The organism is Laceyella sacchari, from assembly GCF_004343255.1.
GTDB lineage: Bacteria > Bacillota > Bacilli > Thermoactinomycetales > Thermoactinomycetaceae > Laceyella > Laceyella sacchari.
Genome location: NZ_SMDD01000001.1, coordinates 805,315 through 821,576, shown reverse-complemented (window position 1 = coordinate 821,576; position 16,262 = coordinate 805,315). Strand labels below are relative to the sequence as shown.

At 49.6% G+C, this 16,262-nt stretch carries 15 protein-coding genes and 1 riboswitch; of the genes, 2 read left to right on the top strand and 13 right to left on the bottom strand.

Translation table 11 applies throughout. From position 1 onward, the window contains the following. Window positions 1-132 precede the first annotated feature (132 nt). From ptsG to gcvT, 8 genes are all read right to left on the bottom strand, one after another. Window positions 133-2,061, bottom strand: coding sequence for a glucose-specific PTS transporter subunit IIBC (ptsG, locus tag EDC32_RS03905; RefSeq protein ID WP_132220085.1), 1,929 nt, complete (start codon window positions 2,059-2,061; stop codon window positions 133-135). A 294-nt stretch (window positions 2,062-2,355) separates the two neighbouring features. Further along, window positions 2,356-3,195: a glucose PTS transporter transcription antiterminator GlcT gene (gene glcT / locus EDC32_RS03900; RefSeq protein WP_029071785.1), complete on the bottom strand. Its 840-nt coding sequence runs from the start codon at window positions 3,193-3,195 to the stop codon at window positions 2,356-2,358. 367 nt (window positions 3,196-3,562) lie between these two features. Beyond that, complete coding sequence (gene fadH, locus EDC32_RS03895) at window positions 3,563-4,327, bottom strand: 2,4-dienoyl-CoA reductase (protein ID WP_132220084.1); 765 nt, start codon at window positions 4,325-4,327, stop codon at window positions 3,563-3,565. 115 nt (window positions 4,328-4,442) lie between these two features. Next, window positions 4,443-4,979, bottom strand: a complete 537-nt coding sequence (locus EDC32_RS03890; RefSeq protein ID WP_132220083.1) for a chromate transporter — start codon at window positions 4,977-4,979, stop codon at window positions 4,443-4,445. A 19-nt stretch (window positions 4,980-4,998) separates the two neighbouring features. Continuing rightward, entirely contained in the window at window positions 4,999-5,577 is a 579-nt protein-coding gene (locus tag EDC32_RS03885) for a chromate transporter (RefSeq protein WP_158283219.1), read from the bottom strand. Window positions 5,578-5,886: 309 nt separating this feature from the next. After that, window positions 5,887-7,347: an aminomethyl-transferring glycine dehydrogenase subunit GcvPB gene (gene gcvPB, locus EDC32_RS03880; protein WP_132220081.1), complete on the bottom strand. Its 1,461-nt coding sequence runs from the start codon at window positions 7,345-7,347 to the stop codon at window positions 5,887-5,889. Beyond that, entirely contained in the window at window positions 7,347-8,693 is a 1,347-nt protein-coding gene (gene gcvPA / locus EDC32_RS03875) for an aminomethyl-transferring glycine dehydrogenase subunit GcvPA (protein ID WP_132220080.1), read from the bottom strand. The genes gcvPB and gcvPA overlap by 1 nt, the downstream gene beginning before the upstream one ends. 38 nt (window positions 8,694-8,731) lie before the next feature. Continuing rightward, on the bottom strand, window positions 8,732-9,826 hold the full coding sequence (gcvT, locus tag EDC32_RS03870) for a glycine cleavage system aminomethyltransferase GcvT (RefSeq protein WP_132220079.1): 1,095 nt from the start codon (window positions 9,824-9,826) through the stop codon (window positions 8,732-8,734). 164 nt (window positions 9,827-9,990) lie between these two features. After that, window positions 9,991-10,086: riboswitch (glycine riboswitch) on the bottom strand. A 167-nt stretch (window positions 10,087-10,253) separates the two neighbouring features. Here gcvT and EDC32_RS03865 point away from each other — a divergent pair. Further along, the gene (locus tag EDC32_RS03865) at window positions 10,254-11,978 is read left to right on the top strand and encodes a DEAD/DEAH box helicase (protein WP_132220078.1); all 1,725 of its coding nucleotides are present in this window, start codon (window positions 10,254-10,256) and stop codon (window positions 11,976-11,978) included. After that, window positions 11,959-12,771, top strand: coding sequence for a YqhG family protein (locus EDC32_RS03860; protein WP_158283218.1), 813 nt, complete (start codon window positions 11,959-11,961; stop codon window positions 12,769-12,771). The genes EDC32_RS03865 and EDC32_RS03860 overlap by 20 nt, the downstream gene beginning before the upstream one ends. A 93-nt stretch (window positions 12,772-12,864) precedes the next feature. Here EDC32_RS03860 and EDC32_RS03855 read toward each other — a convergent pair whose 3' ends face one another. The 5 genes from EDC32_RS03855 to EDC32_RS03835 all read right to left on the bottom strand — a co-directional run bounded on the left by EDC32_RS03855 (window position 12,865) and on the right by EDC32_RS03835 (window position 16,242). After that, window positions 12,865-13,302, bottom strand: a complete 438-nt coding sequence (locus tag EDC32_RS03855; protein ID WP_158283217.1) for a helix-turn-helix domain-containing protein — start codon at window positions 13,300-13,302, stop codon at window positions 12,865-12,867. A gap of 5 nt (window positions 13,303-13,307) precedes the next feature. Beyond that, on the bottom strand, window positions 13,308-13,844 hold the full coding sequence (locus tag EDC32_RS03850) for a DUF6932 family protein (RefSeq protein WP_132220075.1): 537 nt from the start codon (window positions 13,842-13,844) through the stop codon (window positions 13,308-13,310). Between the two features lie 181 nt (window positions 13,845-14,025). Then, the gene (locus EDC32_RS03845; protein ID WP_132220074.1) at window positions 14,026-14,772 is read right to left on the bottom strand and encodes an amino acid ABC transporter ATP-binding protein; all 747 of its coding nucleotides are present in this window, start codon (window positions 14,770-14,772) and stop codon (window positions 14,026-14,028) included. Between the two features lie 16 nt (window positions 14,773-14,788). Continuing rightward, window positions 14,789-15,478: an amino acid ABC transporter permease gene (locus EDC32_RS03840; protein ID WP_211341886.1), complete on the bottom strand. Its 690-nt coding sequence runs from the start codon at window positions 15,476-15,478 to the stop codon at window positions 14,789-14,791. Window positions 15,479-15,612: 134 nt separating this feature from the next. Further along, complete coding sequence (locus tag EDC32_RS03835) at window positions 15,613-16,242, bottom strand: cyclase family protein (protein ID WP_132220073.1); 630 nt, start codon at window positions 16,240-16,242, stop codon at window positions 15,613-15,615. Window positions 16,243-16,262: the final 20 nt, after the last annotated feature.

Genomic DNA, 16,262 nt, shown 5'->3' with positions numbered 1-16,262 from the left:
TAACTGATGATTGCTAATTTTTTAAGCAAAACCATACGCTACAGCTAATAAAAAAGGGCCAGCGACAACGTTTGAATTAAGCCGTTGTCACCGGCCCCGTCAACACGTTTTCCTTACGGGGCGCCATGCCACCTACTCAATCGCAAGGATCTTTTCGTCTCCGCTTTTGCACTCGTCCTTATTCAGCTTCACGCCAGCTCCTTCCGGCAAATTGGTAAAGATGACTGGTGTGATGATCGAGGTAGCGTGTTCCTTGATGTAAGCCAAGTCCACTTCCAGCAGTTTTTGTCCTTTCTCCACTTTGTCCCCTTCAGCAATAAAGGAGGTAAATCCTTTTCCTTCCAAGTTCACTGTGTCAATCCCCACATGAATCAGCACTTCCCGGCCATCAAGGGCGCGAATGCCGATAGCGTGTTTGGTTGGGAACAAGTTGACAATCTCGCCGTCCACCGGGGAAACCACTGTTCCCTCTGTCGGTTCAATCGCAAAGCCGTCGCCCATCATTTTTTGAGAAAATACTTGATCCGGCACTTCGCTGAGCGGCAACAGCTTCCCGGTCATCGGAGCTGCAAACTCGCCTTGCTCTACCGTTGTAGCCTCTGTTTTCGCCGGCTCGCTCGTTTCAACAGGCGCGGAGGTCGGTTTCTTACCCATCATCAATTGCTTCATTTGTTCTTTAATGATATCTGATTTAGGACCAAAGATGATTTGCAAATGGTTACCCATTTCCAGCACACCCGATGCTCCCAATTGTTTCAACTGTTCCTTGTCCACTTTTTTCACATCATTAACCGAAATGCGCAAGCGGGTGATGCAGGCATCCAGGTTGGAGAGGTTTTCTTTACCACCCAGTGCTTTCAACACATTTTCAGCCAAATCGCCGGTTGCCGCCGTTTCGTTGGTGTGTTCCAGCTCATCATCTTCCCGACCCGGTGTACGCAGGTTCCACTTCTTGATGGCAAACCGGAAGCCAAAGTAATAAATGACTGCAAACGCCAAACCGACTGGAATGATGAGATATGGTTTGGTATCGATGTCCCAGAACATGATCAAGTCGATGATCCCGCCGGAGAAAGTCATTCCCGCTTTCACGCCCAGCACATCCATCAACATAAACGACAGACCTGCGAATATGCAGTGAACTGCATACAAAACCGGAGCTACAAACAAGAAGGAAAACTCAAGCGGTTCGGTAATCCCCGTCAAAAACGAAGTCAGAGCCGCAGATGCCATGATACCGCCGACCAGCTTCTTTTTCTCAGGGCGAGCTGTATGGTAAATAGCCAAAGCCGCCGCTGGCAAGCCGAACATCATAAACGGGAATTTACCAGACATAAATGTACCCGCTGTCGGGTCACCTTGGAAGAAACGCGTTTGGTCGCCCTTGATAATCTCACCCGCCGCATTGGTCCAGGTACCAAATTCATACCAGAACGGATTGTAGAAAATGTGATGCAGACCAAAAGGAATCAATCCCCGTTCGATCACACCAAAGATAAACGCGGCCACTGCAGTATTTTGCGCCGTCACAATATGGGACAGCTTGTCGATCTGCGTTTGGATCGGAGGCCAGACAAAAAAGAACAACAAGCCCATCAGGAAGGCGGCCACTGCCGTGATGATCGGCACAAAACGCTTGCCACCGAAAAAGCCGAGGTACTGCGGCAATTCGATATCATGGAATCGGTTATATAGCAATGACGCCACAATCCCGATAATTACCCCGCCGAAAACCCCCATATGCAAGCTCGGTATCCCCAACACATCTACCGTTTCCACTCCGTTGAGCTTAGCCATCTCACCCAAGGTTGTATTCATGATGAGATAACCGACAACGGCTGCCAAACCAGCGGTTCCTTCGCCATTGGACAGACCGATCGCCACCCCGATCGCGAAGATTAAAGCCAGGTTGGAAAATACAATACCCCCGGCGTTTTCCAAAATCCCAATCTGCAATTTATTCCCGATCGCGAGCAGCAAACCGGCTGCCGGCAAAATGGCTACCGGCAGCATCAGCGACTTACCGACGCGTTGCAGGATGCCAAAAAGTTTTTTAAACATCTTAGACGTCTCCTCCTATCATGGTTTGTCAAAACATGAATAAGTGCAAATCCGTGAGAACTTTTCGCTCCACGCAATCATTTCTTGTTTTGCCCAACCCGTCAAAAAATAAATAAGGCATGAGCAAAAAAAGACAGATGGGAGCGCTTGCAAAAGGGGACAAATCCCTTTGGCCACGCTGATCATCCAGCCTTTTTTCACTCATGCCTGATCGAATCAGTAACACGTGAAAACAAGAGCCACAAAGCTGTTTCGCACCCTTTTTATTGGGACGGGGATTGAAACAGCCCTTATTCAGTTGCTGATAATTCGCTGCAAATGTAATGTCAAGTAACTCACTTCTGCCAAGGGAACCGCTTTCTTCAATTCCCTCTCCATCACTTTTGACAGCTTCCATGCTATATCATAACACATCGGATATTGAGAACGCAACAATTCTGTGAACCCTTCCGGTTCGGTAATATCTTCCTCTGCCACTGTGCGCTCGATGGCAAAGCGCAGATGGGTAACCAAGCGCAAGTAGGAGATGCTTTTGCGATCCACTTCTTTGTTCAGTGCCGTTTCCACCATGCGGATAAGCCGGAGGATCAGGCGTGAATACTGGTGGATCTCCGACAGGCGTCTGCGGGTCAAAGCGCTGTGAATGTGCATGGCGATGAAGCCTGCTTCCGCTTCTGGCAAACGAATTCCCATCTTCATTTCGATCATGTCGACAATCTCTTCCGCCACTTCATATTCCCGTTCGTACAGCGCGCGGGTTTCAACCAAAAACGGATTGGTGAACGCAATCCCTTGCTCCAACCGCTTGATAGCAAAACCGATATGATCCATCAGCGCCGTATGAATATGTTCATTTAGGGGTGTCTGAAAACGCTTATGAATATGAAGAACCACATCATTCATCACCTCAACTAAGCGCTCATCCACTTGCGATAACAGCTGTTTGTATTGTTCTTGCTCTTTTTTGTCTTGCAGAACAAAACATTTTTCCACGGTTTCCTCTTGGATCAGTTCGCCCACTTTTTTTTGGAACCCGATGCCCTTGCCAATCAAGACCACTTCCCGCAACGCTGGATGCACCGCGATAACGACATTATTATTGAGGACCTTTTTGATGCGAAATGGCTCACTCATGTTTGCTTCGACCTCTCTCTCAAGCACTGATCCGATAACAAGCAATATACGATAAAAAGCCGTGAGAAATCAATCCCGAATTATTGATGTGGAGCATGTGTTTGCAATCGTTTTATTTACATTTGAAATAGAGGTCTCCCATTTCAAACATCTCAACCACCCTTATACAGCGTCATCTCTCAGCAGGCGCGGCTTCTCACTTATAATCTCATAATATTTAAAATTATTACATAAATCTTTAGATAAAACAGGTCATGCAAAATATTGGCATGACCTGTATCGCGGTCTAAGCTAAGTTTAATGTCGGTCACCACTTCGCGATCAATATGACGTTTGGAGCACTTTCACCCACACAGCCATCCATGTCTTATAAAAAACGACTTCCATTCATCCACATGCCGCCATCCATGGTAATGCAGTCCCCGTTGATATAACTAGCTTCGTCCGACAACAAGAACTTGGCCAGTGCAGCAATCTCTTCGGGCTTCCCGAATCGTTGCAACGGCACCGCACGTCTGACAGCCTCATACGCACGCTCATCGGCGATCAATTTCTCTACACCGCCTGTGTTTTCAATTGGTCCGGGAGCGATGCAATTGATGCGAATCCCTTTGCTTCCCCATTCCACTGCGAGCGACTGGCTCATCGCCAATACCCCCGCTTTGGCCGCGGCGGAGTGAACAACTCCGGCTGCTCCGGTCCAAGCGTAAGTAGCTACTATATTGACAATGGAGCCCGCTTGCCCATTGGCGATCCAGTCTTTTGCCACCGTTTGCGTGAAAAACCACGTACCATGAAGGACAATGTCGACGACTGCTTTCCAACCATTGGGAGACAATTTCTCTGCCGGAACCACAAAGTTGCCCGCCGCATTGTTGACTAAGTAATCCACCCGACCAAATACTTCTTTTGCCTTTTGCACTGTGGCCTCTACTTGATCCAACTCCCGTACATCCATCGGAACCGCCAACACTTGCCCTGAAAACGTTTCCATTTCTTGGCGTGCCGCCTCCAAGCGCTCTTCATTGCGCGCGGTGATAACGACGTTCGCACCTTCTTGACACAGACGAGCGGCAATCGCTTTGCCCATTCCATTGCTGCCACCTGTGACAATCGCTGTTTTCCCTTTCATATCGACACGCTCCTTTTATATTGATTGAATACTCATTCATTATTTTATAATAAAATGTATTCGCTAACATCATTTAATTAAAAAAACTCTTCACTATTTATAAGTGAAGAGTGAATCATTGATATAGAAAAACGCCCACCATACCAGACAGAGCCATCACCATGACCGGATGGAGTTTAAACCGCATCAAGGCCAAAAGCGCGCACAGGCTGATCACAATCAAGCTTATGGTATGCCCGTCCCATGGTCCGACGAACAGGCTGCCATCCGCAAAGCGAATCGCCGCATACACGATCAGGCCGATGATGATGGGCTTTAATCCATACAATGCCGACTTGTACAACGGGTGTTTGTGCATACGAAAGATTAACGCTGTAACCAACATCACCAAAATCAACGAGGGCAACACCATGCCTAACAAGGCAACGATCGCACCAAGCACTCCTCCCACATGATAGCCGACAAACACCGCGCTGTTCATCGCCAGAGAACCAGGTGCCATCCCTGCCAACACGATCATCTCTGAAAAATCCCCGGTACCCATCCAACCATGAAGCCCCACTTCATGTTCAATTACTGGAATCATGGCGTATCCCCCGCCAAACGAAAATATGCCGATCTTAAAAAAAGTGACGAACAACTCGATGAGCATGCCCATATCCCCCTTCCCATTACTCACTTTTACTCTGCCTAAGTGCCGCCAACACTCGTTTTCCACTGGCAAAACCCATCCCAGCCAGGGCCCCTGCCACCATCACAAGCAAGGGATGAACATGTAAAAAGAGCAATCCACCGACCGCTCCACCCATGATAACCCAAGTCCACTTGTCACAAAGTGCCGATTTGCCCATACGAATCGCCGCGTAGACGATCAAGGCGACAATGGCGGCTTTCACGCCTTCCAATGCGCCATTTACCCAATTCCAAGTATGAATGTGATAAAACCCGAAACACATCAACAACACAATCGCAAACGCAGGCAACACAATGCCCACCGTCGCGCACAACACCCCCACCATGCCTGCCAACCGATAGCCGATCACCATGGCCACATTCACCGCAATGGCCCCCGGGATCGACTGGGCAATGGCGGTCGCTTCTCCAAACTCCCGCTCATCCATCCACTGGCGTCTGTGAAGGATCTCTTTTTCAATCAACGGCAACACAGCAAAGCCCCCGCCAAAAGTGACGGGGCTGACTTTGCAAAAAGAAAGAAAGAGTTGCCACCATTTTCCCCTGCCCTGCTTCATGGGTTTCTCCCTTTCCCACATTTTCTTTTGTCATTGTACAACATTCATAACCGCAATGGTATAAAATTTCATATATCCTCCCTAAAAAAACCTACTCTTCTTCCTGCTTAAACCCAAGAAAAAAGGTAGGATTAAATGGAGTTAATAACATAAATCACGCTATTTTTCTTATACCAATTTAACGCAGGCGCCTATCATACTAAGCCTATCCCATTTTTAAATATGGATATATTTTTATTAATTTTATTAACACCAATAAAAAAAGCGGATGAGAACCCTTGCCCATCCGCTTTTAAACCATTTACATTTTTAATCTTGCTTGTACCAGCGCAACACCGGTTTGCGGGCCGCAGTCACTTCGTCCAAACGATTCACCACCGTATGGTGCGGCGCCTCCTGAACCAATTCTGGCGTTTCTTCCGCTTCTTTCGCGATTTGGATCATGGTGTCGATAAAACGATCCAGCGTTTCTTTGGATTCCGTCTCAGTCGGCTCGATCATCAGACACTCCTCCACAATCAGCGGGAAGTAGATAGTTGGCGGGTGGAATCCAAAGTCAAGCAAGCGTTTGGCGATATCCAGCGTCCGAACGCCCAACTTCTTCTGTCTTTTGCCCGACAATACAAACTCATGCTTGCAATGCTGCTTGAACGGCAGATCATAATACGGCTCCAACCGTCGCATCATGTAATTGGCGTTCATCACAGCGTTTTCGGACACCTGCCGCAATCCCTCAGGCCCCATGGTGCGAATGTACGCATACGCGCGAACCAAGATGCCAAAGTTTCCGTAATACCCTTTGATACGGCCAATTGATTGTGGCAGGTCATAATCGAAGTAGTAGCTACCATCCTCAGCCTTGGCCACCATCGGCTTCGGCAAAAACGGCAACAGCTCTTTTTTCACGCCAACCGGTCCAGCTCCTGGGCCGCCTCCGCCGTGCGGGGTGGTAAACGTTTTATGCAGATTTAAGTGAACGACGTCAAACCCCATGTCTCCCGGACGGGCGATTCCCAAAATAGCATTGGCGTTGGCTCCATCGTAGTACAGCAGTCCGCCCGCTTCGTGAACCAAGTCGGCGATCACATTGATCTCTTCTTCAAACAAGCCCAAGGTATTTGGGTTGGTCAGCATTAACGCCGCCGTATCGTCACCCAACACCTTTTTCAATTCCTCTACATCCACCAAGCCTTTCTCATTGGAGGGGATGGTGATGGTTTTAAAGCCTGCCACCGTCGCACTCGCCGGGTTCGTTCCATGCGCCGAATCAGGCACAATGACTTTATCGCGCTTAGACTCCCCGCGGGATTCATGATATGCACGAATCATCATCAACCCGGTCCATTCGCCTTGGGCACCCGCCGCGGATTGCAACGTCACCGCATCCATACCTGTGATTTCGGCCAAATCCCGTTGCAATTCGTACAACAATTCCAGTGCCCCTTGCACCGTCTCTTCCGCTTGATACGGATGAATCTTGGCAAACCCAGGGAAACGGGCCACATCTTCATTCACTTTGGGATTGTATTTCATCGTGCAGGAACCCAATGGGTAAAATCCATTGTCTACCCCATGGTTGCGACGGGACAACTCCGTGTAATGGCGCATCAAGTCCAATTCGGATACCTCGGGCAATTCAGCCGGAGTTTCCCGCATCAGTTCCGGCGGCAAAAAATCCCCATCTGGTACATCCGATTCTGGTAAGCTGTATGCTACACGTCCTGGCTGGCTCATTTCAAAAATGAGTGCTTTTTCTTCGGTTGTTTTCATCACAGCAGACCCTCCAAACCATTCGCCAACATGTCAATTTCTTCTTTCGTCCGTACTTCCGTCACCGCAATCAGCATATGGTTGGCCAGCTCCGGATAATCACGTCCCAGATCATAGCCGCCGATGATGCCCTGTTCCAACAGCTTGCGATTTACTTCACTTACGGGATGAGGCAATTTGACCACAAACTCGTTGAAAAACGGCTGGCTGAATGCGATCTCAATCCCTTCAACCTGGCTGAGTCGCTCTTTGGCATAATGTGCTTTTTGCAGATTGAGGCGCGCCACGTCTTGCATCCCTTGTTTTCCCAACGCTGACATGTAAACCGATGCTGCCAAGGCCAACAGCGCTTGGTTGGAGCAGATGTTTGATGTCGCTTTGTCGCGGCGGATGTGTTGTTCACGCGCTTGCAAAGTGAGTACAAACCCGCGCTTGCCGTTTTCATCGACCGTCTGTCCGACGATCCGGCCCGGAATGCGGCGCATCAGCGCTTTGGTCGTCGCAAAATAGCCGCAGTGCGGTCCACCGAAGGACGGTGCAATCCCCAATGGTTGAGCATCGCCAACCACAATGTCGGCGCCGTATTGCCCCGGCGGCTTCAACAGGCCGAGCGACAAAGGATTAGCGCTGACGATAAACAGGCCTTTGTGAGCGTGGGCGATGCGCTCCACTTGCGCCAAATCTTCAATATTCCCGAAGAAGTTGGGTGATTGCACAATCACCGCCGCCGTCTCTTCATCCGCCTCAGCGGAGAGCGCAGCCAAGTCCGTTACGCCATCTTGATGCGGCACTTCGACCACTTGCAGTCCCAAGCCCTTGGCGCTGGTCAACAGGATTTGCCGCGCCTCGGGATGGACGGTTTGCGAGATGACGATTTTCCGTTTGCGGGAGGTGGCAGCTGCCATGCTCGCTGCTTCCGAGAGCGCCGTATGGCCATCGTACATGGACGAGTTCGCCACATCCATGCCTGTCAATTCGCAGATCATGGTTTGAAACTCAAAAATGGCTTGCAATTCCCCTTGGCTGATTTCTGGTTGATACGGGGTGTACGCGGTGTAAAATTCCGAGCGCGATACAACATGCCCGACCACGCTTGGGATGTGATGTTCATACACACCTGCCCCCAAGAACGAAACGGCCTGATCCATTGAAGTGTTGCGTCCAGCCATACGATTCATGTGCTTCACCAATGTTGGCTCGCTCATCGGCGCCGGCAGGTTCATTTTCCCTTTAAAACGCACGCTTTCAGGGATTTCGGCAAACAGTTCATCAACAGAGTCTACGCCAATCGTTTCCAGCATTTGCTTTCGATCTTGCTCCGTCTGCGGCAAATAGCGAAATTTCATCTTCAGTTCTCCCCCTACCATCTTCAGCTGTACGGCGCTTACTTCGGCCGTTTATAGAAAGGCACTTTCACCACGCGCGCTTTTAAGCGTTTACCGCGAATCTCCACTTCGACCACTTGATCCAAGTCAGTGAACTCTGTCTTCAGAAGAGCCAAACCAACATTCTTCTTCAAAGTGGGAGATTGCGTTCCGGTGGTCACTTCACCGATCCGTTCATCGCCTGCGTAGACCGGATAGTGGCTGCGCGGAATGCCGCGGTCGATCATTTCGATGCCGACCAGCTTGCGGGCAAGTCCCGATTCTTTTTGTTTTGCTAACGCATCGCGGCCAATGAAGTCGCCTTTGTCCAACTTGACAGCAAATCCCAGACCTGCTTCAAGCGGTGAAATTTCCGGCGACAATTCCTGGCCGTACAAAGGGAGGCGCGCTTCAAAGCGGAGGGTATCCCGAGCTCCCAAACCGCACGGCAATACGCCCTGCTCCTTGCCAGCTGCGAGAATCTCCCGCCACAGCTTGGGCGCTTCGGCACGTGCGAAATACAGCTCAAACCCATCTTCCCCCGTATAGCCTGTCCGGGAAACCAACGTGGGAACGCCAGCAACATTCACATTTTGCTTGAATTTAAAAAATTTGATTTCCGACAAATCGGTCTCCGTCAGTGTTTGCAGTACGCTCTCCGCCAACGGACCTTGTAAAGCGAGTTGCGCGATGTCATCCGAAATGTTCTCGATCTTAACTTCGTCTGTTTGGTGCTTTTTCATCCAAGCGACATCTTTATCGATGTTGGATGCGTTGATGACAAGCAGATACTCATTTTCTCCGGTGCGGTAAACAAGCAAGTCATCAACTGTACCCCCATCGGGATAGCACATGATCGCGTATTGCGCATCCCCGATTTGCAACCGACTGGCGTCATTGGTGGTTATCTTTTGGATAAAGGAGAGCGCGCCCGAACCGCTGATCCGCACTTCACCCATATGGGACACATCAAACAGACCCGCTTTCGTTCTAACCGCCTCATGTTCTTGCTTGATGCCGACAAATTGCACCGGCATTTCCCATCCGCCAAAAGGAACCATTTTTGCCTCGGTGCGGTACGTCTCATAAAGCGGCGTTCGTTTCAACTCAGACATCTGTTCCACCTCGCGTTCTTCAACAAATATAAAAAAGACAGAAACGTCCCTTGATGAAGCTACATCGGGATTGCTCTGTCCTGATTACCTGAGAGTTGCTCCATTCCGTCGGATGGAGTTGCCCCGTTGGTGGCCCGCGATAATACGGGCTCTCTCCAGAGTGGCGTCCAGCGGGCCTCCTTTTGCCTGAGAGATTCACCTGTGACTGGCTTGCTCCTTCGGCGCCATACCAATGGCATGGTCTCTCCTCCCGCATTCAACCGCCGAACAATATGAACTTGTCACAACCACATTGTGCCACATTTCCCGATGAATTTCGATACCTTCGACCAAAAAAGTTCGTTTTTTCTCCAGACACATGATTTTCCTCATTTTAACCCATACTGTAATGGGAACTCATGGCCGAAGAAAGGTGGGTAGATTTACAATGAAATCTCTCCCAATTCGCATGGATCGTACTTGGGTGGACGAATTTCAAACAAGAGTCGACCGTGACAGCGACTGGGCTGATTGGGAACGCTTCCAGCTCGCTGTCGAAGCAGCCGAAGCAGAAATTGTCCCTACGTTTGAATCTATCCAAAGTTTGAAACAAATTCAAGGGTTTGATCCACTTCCGCATCAAATTGATGTAACCAAACGCGTTATCAATGAGATGCGCGGCCGGGCCATCCTGGCTGATGAAGTCGGCCTGGGTAAAACGATCGAAGCGGGCTTAATTCTAAAAGAATACATCATCCGCGGCTTGGTGAAGCGTGCGCTGATCCTCGTCCCCTCTTCGCTTGTGCTACAGTGGACACGCGAACTGAATCAAAAATTTCAAATTCCGGCGGTCGCACAAAAAAAGGGATGGATGTGGGATCAATACGATTTTATCGTCGCTTCCTTGGATACTGCCAAACGGGACCCGCACCGCTCCTGCGTCCTCAGCAAACATTATGACATCGTCATCGTCGACGAAGCTCATAAGCTGAAAAACAGACGCACGAAAAACTGGCAGTTCATCAATGCATTGCGAAAAAAATACTGTCTCCTGCTCACAGCGACACCGGTGCAGAATGAAATGGCCGAATTGTATAATCTGGTCACTTTGCTAAAGCCGGGACAACTCGGAAAACAGACCGATTTTCAGAGTGATTATGTAGCGGGCAAGCGAAAAGCGAAGAACGAAGCCCAATTACGGGAAGAAATCAGCCGGGTGTTGATCCGCAACCGGCGTCGCGACAGTCACTTGAATCTGACGAAGCGGAAGGTGAAAACAATCACCATTGAGTTGTCGCCGGAAGAACGGGCTCTATACGACGGCATCACCCAATTCGTACGTTCCAAATACCGAGAAGGCACCGATCTGAAAAGCATGCTGTCGCTCTTGGTGTTGCAGAAAGAGGTTTGTTCCAGCCGTGATGCAGTCTTCCACACGTTATTCAAATTGGTCAAAAAAGCAGAAGAACAAAAAGAGGAAGTTTCGCCCGAAGTGGCACATTTGATTCAGTTGTTGCGCAGTGTTCGCTCCTCTTCCAAAGTGGAGCAAGCACTTCGCCTCATCAAGGAATTGTCGCCCGAAAAAGTGATTCTCTTCACCGAATTCCGGGCAACCCAAGACATGTTGTTGCGCGAGCTGACCCAAGCGGGGATTCCAGCGGTACCCTTTCGCGGCGGTTTCAATCGGAACAAAAAAGATTGGATGATGGAGCTTTTCCAAAAACGAGCCCAGGTGATGGTTGCGACAGAGGCAGGCGGGGAAGGGATCAATCTCCAATTCTGCCACCACATGATCAATTTTGACATGCCTTGGAACCCTATGCGCGTCGAACAACGGATCGGGCGCATTCATCGGTTGGGCCAGCAGCATGATGTCTCCATCTACAACTTTTCCACCCTCAACACCATCGAAGAACATATCATTTGGTTGCTACAAGAGAAAATCCAATTATTTGAAACAGTTATCGGCGAGCTGGAAACCATTTTGGAAAAGATGGAAGACGAATCTTTGGAACACAACCTCATGCGCATTATGCTGGAAACGCACGATGAAGCACAAATTCGGCAACACCTGGATCGCTGGGGTGACACATTCCATCAGGTGCGCCATGCCGTCACCATCGAAAACGAAGCGAAAGAGGAATTGTTGCGCTATGAACCAACAACAAATTAGGTCGTTTACCGAACGATATCTACAATTGCAAGGATGCCATATCATCGAGTCTGGGCCAGCGCATATCACCACCCGGCTCTCGATTCAAGCGGACAAAGATTTGCTAAACCGCCCGTTTTATTGGATGTATGTAGAAAAGATGAACATCGAACCGCAACCTGTTACACTTAACTTGGTGTTTGATCCCGCAAATCAACCGCCAGGGTTGAAAGGAGAAGCCCTCTTTTTCGGCGCTCCCCGATTTTCACAAATGTTGCGCTCCGCCCAAAAACACGGACGTTTTGCCCGTTTGTATCAAGTACCCAAAGGCAAAGAAGCGTTCGCCTCCCAATCCAAGGCGTATACCCCGTGGTTGGGGGTCAATTACAAACTTTCTTACATCTGCGACCAAAAAAAAGACCGCTTGCTGTCGCTGGGCATCAATCTGATCAGTGGGGAAATCACCCCTGACTTTTACCAACAAGCCCAGTCCTATGAGTGGCAAAGCAGACTACCCGCCCACCGCCATCTATTGCCGCCGCGGCTTTCTCTGAATGAAGCGGTTGGTGAATTGGAGTATTATGTCCATGAACAGATTCAAAACGAAGACCTGAGCTGGGCCGAGCAAGCACAAGAACGCTGTGAAGCGGAATTGGCCCAATTGGATTCGTTTTATCCAGACTCGTTATCTGAAGAAGCAGAGCGAGACAGAAAACAGCGCCGCGAGGAAATCGTGTGGCAATACGCTCCCCGCGCAGAGCTGCATTGCATCAACGCCGGCCTGTTTTACGCTGAAACCCAAACATTTTCTTAAACAAAAAAAGAAGCGACACGCTTGCCCCACGTGCCACTTGCCTTTTCCTTGTCCCAGCTGATATTCAACCCATTATGACCATCCGTGGGGCCGTTAACCCGACACCTGTTCCAATTCACTCGGTACAATCCACACTTCCATCTCCAACGCCTTCAACACCTGTTTGATTTTCTCCATGCTAGCGCCACCGTACTCATTGCGCTCATCACGGGACACTTGTGGCGGGGAAACGCCCAGCCGCTTGGCCAGTTCCGCCTGTGATATCCCTTTGTAGATGCGAAAAGCGATCAATTGGCGGCCGATATTATCCAATGTACAGCGCATATCGAACTGACCGGACTTATAGCTTTCATACTCATGGATTTCCCGCCTTAGTCGCTCTCCAAAGAACCTCGCCGGCGCCAATCCCCGTTCGATTTGCTCTTTTGTCAATCCCATCTTTTCCAGTTCGGCCCTTTGCTCCGCCAAGAGCTGTTCCTGTTGCGCAACCTGCATCATGCAACGCTTATACTCCTGCTCCGTCTTAATCATCGCAATCATCCTTTCATCAACTTCACGATCCCCTTGACCATGTCAAAATCGCGGTCCCGGCGAAAAAACTCATCAAATTTCATGTTCTGCCCTTGGCCGTTTTTAACCCCGGAGTACACTCCCTTGCAGTGAGGGTACAATTCCACCCGGTAGCGGTGCCACATCTCCAATTGCAGATTACCGTATGCATCAAAGCGATTACGATCCCATCCCCAGCATTTGTGGGGATCGAGGCGGTTCAATTGCTCAATTAACTTTCCGTTAAACACCGCCTGGGGATCAGGGGGGATAAAGTAGCCATCAATATCGTTAGGCTGATATTTATCAGTACAGAAAGAACCGTCGATATAAATTTCCTCCACCCCACAGGCCCACAGCTGCTTCACACAAATCTCCAGATTTTCGACCAAACGGCTTCGCCAGTATCCATCCCAAGGAAGCAGGGAATTTTCTTCCCCTTTGACAAGGATCGATTCTCTTAGTTGCTCAAAAGTAAGTGGATAATCGCCTGGTTCCAATAAGCCGTATTCATTAAATCTCATCAGTCAGGATATCCTCCTGTATTTTATCCTATTCAACTGCTTAGCCAAACTTTACAATCACCCTTAACACATATGTTAACATAAACGACAAAAAAGAGGAAACCACGAGCACCGCTTGCAAGTGGCCGCAAAGCGCAAAAAACCGCCCGCCACTTGGCGAACGGTTCGCTACTACTTCTAATCATTGTTTGACGAGAAACTTGCTTAAAAAACGCCGGGTACGCTCTTCGGCGGGATGCGCGAACACCTGCTCAGGCGGGCCAGACTCAACCACGACCCCTCCATCCATAAACACAATGCGGTCGGCTACATCGCGCGCAAAAGCCATCTCATGGGTGACAATTACCATCGTTTGACCTTCTTGTGCCAATTCCTGCATCGTTTTCAATACTTCCCCGACCAGCTCTGGATCTAGCGCGGATGTCGGTTCATCAAATAAGAGTACGCTTGGTTCCATAGCCAAAGCGCGGGCAATCGCCACCCGTTGTTGTTGGCCACCGGACAATTGGCCCGGAAACAAATCTTTTTTGTCCGACAAGCCTACCTTCGCCAGCAAAGCTTCCGCAGACCGCTTTACTTGCTCTTTGGGATGCCCTTTAACCACCAGCGGCCCTTCCATCACATTTTCCAGTGCGGTCATGTGAGGAAAGAGGTTAAAGCTTTGAAACACCATCCCCGTTTTGGCCCGCAACTTCCGCATTTGCTTCATGGGCACATCTTTTCCGGTGAACTGCAACACATCTCCGTCCAATTCGATCTCCCCGGCATCAGGGTGTTCCAGCATATTTAAACAGCGCAGGAAAGTGGATTTACCGGACCCGCTCGGCCCGATCACACAGATCACTTCTCCCGGCGCCACTTCCAAATCAATGCCCTTAAGCACTTGATTTTGCTTAAACGCCTTTTGCAATCCTTTGACCCGAATCATCCGTCTTTCCCCCTTCCTACGAAGCATAGCGCCCATAACGTTCTTCCAGCTTATCTTGGGCAAAACTTAACAAGGTGCACACCACCCAATAAAACAACGCGATCATGATGAAGACCGTCATGTAATCCCATTCCCGCGCACCGATCACTTTCGCTTGATAAAACATCTCTTGCACCGTGATCATCGCCAACAGGGACGTATCTTTGACCAAACTCATAAATGTGTTGGCCAAGGAAGGCAGGGCAACTCTGGTCGCCTGCGGGATAATCACACGCCGCATCGTCTGCCAATATGTCATATTGAGTGACGCTGCCGCTTCCCATTGCCCTTTCGGAATGGAAAGAATGGAACCACGGATCGTTTCGGCTGAGTACGCCCCTACATTGAACGACAAACCGATGATCCCGGCCAAGAGCGGCGTCAAGGTAATCCCGATCACCGGCAGGCCGAAATACAAGATGAAAATCTGCACCAGAAGCGGCGTACCACGGATGAGCGAAATATAAGCCCGCGCCGGATAACGGAACAGCGGATTGTTCGACATGCGCGCCATCGCGGTCAACAATCCCAAGACGAGCCCAATCGCCATCGTCAATAAGCTAATCCAAATCGTATCCATAAGTCCAATCAACAGTTGTGGCGCCGCTTTGATAGCCAATTCGACATCAAACAAACTTTCCCATCGTATTGCTCGCAATATCTCCATTCATCCCACCCCAAATTGATTCCAACCGCTTACCATTTCATAGTTAATAATTTCTATCATATATCTCGGATTTATTATTGTCAAACAAAAGAACGACTTCTATTCACACCAATAGAAGTCGCTCTCGGCTAAAATCAAACCGTTAAGCCCTCAAACAAGATGACACGCGCCGGCGCAGCTTCCGTGGTGAGCAATTTGATAGGCGCTGCCACCATGAAATACTCACCTTCTGGCACTTCTTTTAGACGCAGTCCTTCCATGATAACGACATCTGCACGGAAGAGAGTCTTATGCGTGGGGTGACCGGCTTGCGCGCGTTCGATACCCAACGCATCGATCCCTACTCCGCTAATCCCCTTACTGGCGAGATATTCGGCGCCGTCTTCAGCCAGAAAAACAAAATCAAAGTCAAAAGCTTCCTGGAAAGAGTTTTTGGTTTTGAGCAGGTAAAACCCACCCTGGCGAATGTCGAACTTTTCCAGATCAGCGCGGGTGATCCCCCCTGTGACGTCCGTCAGGTCAAGCACTTGGCAGGGCCCCACCAACCGTTCCAACGGAATGCTTTCCATCGTGCCACCATCAGGCAACATGTGCAATGGCGAATCAACATGGGTTCCGCAATGGACATCCATATCTACCCGCGATTCGCGGCATGGCGCAGTGTCAAAGTCCTGTACAACCGAGATGCGGGGTTGCTTGGACTCTTTATTTTTGTATACTTGCATCCCTTCCGTGATCGTCATGGACACATCATACATTTTCATGGTTTGTTCTCTCCCCTGCC

Bases quoted from the DNA above. Each gene is read 5' to 3' on its own strand.
- ptsG (WP_132220085.1), bottom strand. From the start codon at position 2,061: ATGTTTAAAAAACTTTTTGGCATCCTGCAACGCGTCGGTAAGTCGCTG.
- glcT (WP_029071785.1), bottom strand. From the start codon at position 3,195: ATGAGTGAGCCATTTCGCATCAAAAAGGTCCTCAATAATAATGTCGTT.
- fadH (WP_132220084.1), bottom strand. From the start codon at position 4,327: ATGAAAGGGAAAACAGCGATTGTCACAGGTGGCAGCAATGGAATGGGC.
- EDC32_RS03890 (WP_132220083.1), bottom strand. From the start codon at position 4,979: ATGCTCATCGAGTTGTTCGTCACTTTTTTTAAGATCGGCATATTTTCG.
- EDC32_RS03885 (WP_158283219.1), bottom strand. From the start codon at position 5,577: ATGAAGCAGGGCAGGGGAAAATGGTGGCAACTCTTTCTTTCTTTTTGC.
- gcvPB (WP_132220081.1), bottom strand. From the start codon at position 7,347: ATGAAAACAACCGAAGAAAAAGCACTCATTTTTGAAATGAGCCAGCCA.
- gcvPA (WP_132220080.1), bottom strand. From the start codon at position 8,693: ATGAAATTTCGCTATTTGCCGCAGACGGAGCAAGATCGAAAGCAAATG.
- gcvT (WP_132220079.1), bottom strand. From the start codon at position 9,826: ATGTCTGAGTTGAAACGAACGCCGCTTTATGAGACGTACCGCACCGAG.
- EDC32_RS03865 (WP_132220078.1), top strand. From the start codon at position 10,254: ATGAAATCTCTCCCAATTCGCATGGATCGTACTTGGGTGGACGAATTT.
- EDC32_RS03860 (WP_158283218.1), top strand. From the start codon at position 11,959: ATGAACCAACAACAAATTAGGTCGTTTACCGAACGATATCTACAATTG.
- EDC32_RS03855 (WP_158283217.1), bottom strand. From the start codon at position 13,302: ATGATTAAGACGGAGCAGGAGTATAAGCGTTGCATGATGCAGGTTGCG.
- EDC32_RS03850 (WP_132220075.1), bottom strand. From the start codon at position 13,844: ATGAGATTTAATGAATACGGCTTATTGGAACCAGGCGATTATCCACTT.
- EDC32_RS03845 (WP_132220074.1), bottom strand. From the start codon at position 14,772: ATGATTCGGGTCAAAGGATTGCAAAAGGCGTTTAAGCAAAATCAAGTG.
- EDC32_RS03840 (WP_211341886.1), bottom strand. From the start codon at position 15,478: ATGGAGATATTGCGAGCAATACGATGGGAAAGTTTGTTTGATGTCGAA.
- EDC32_RS03835 (WP_132220073.1), bottom strand. From the start codon at position 16,242: ATGAAAATGTATGATGTGTCCATGACGATCACGGAAGGGATGCAAGTA.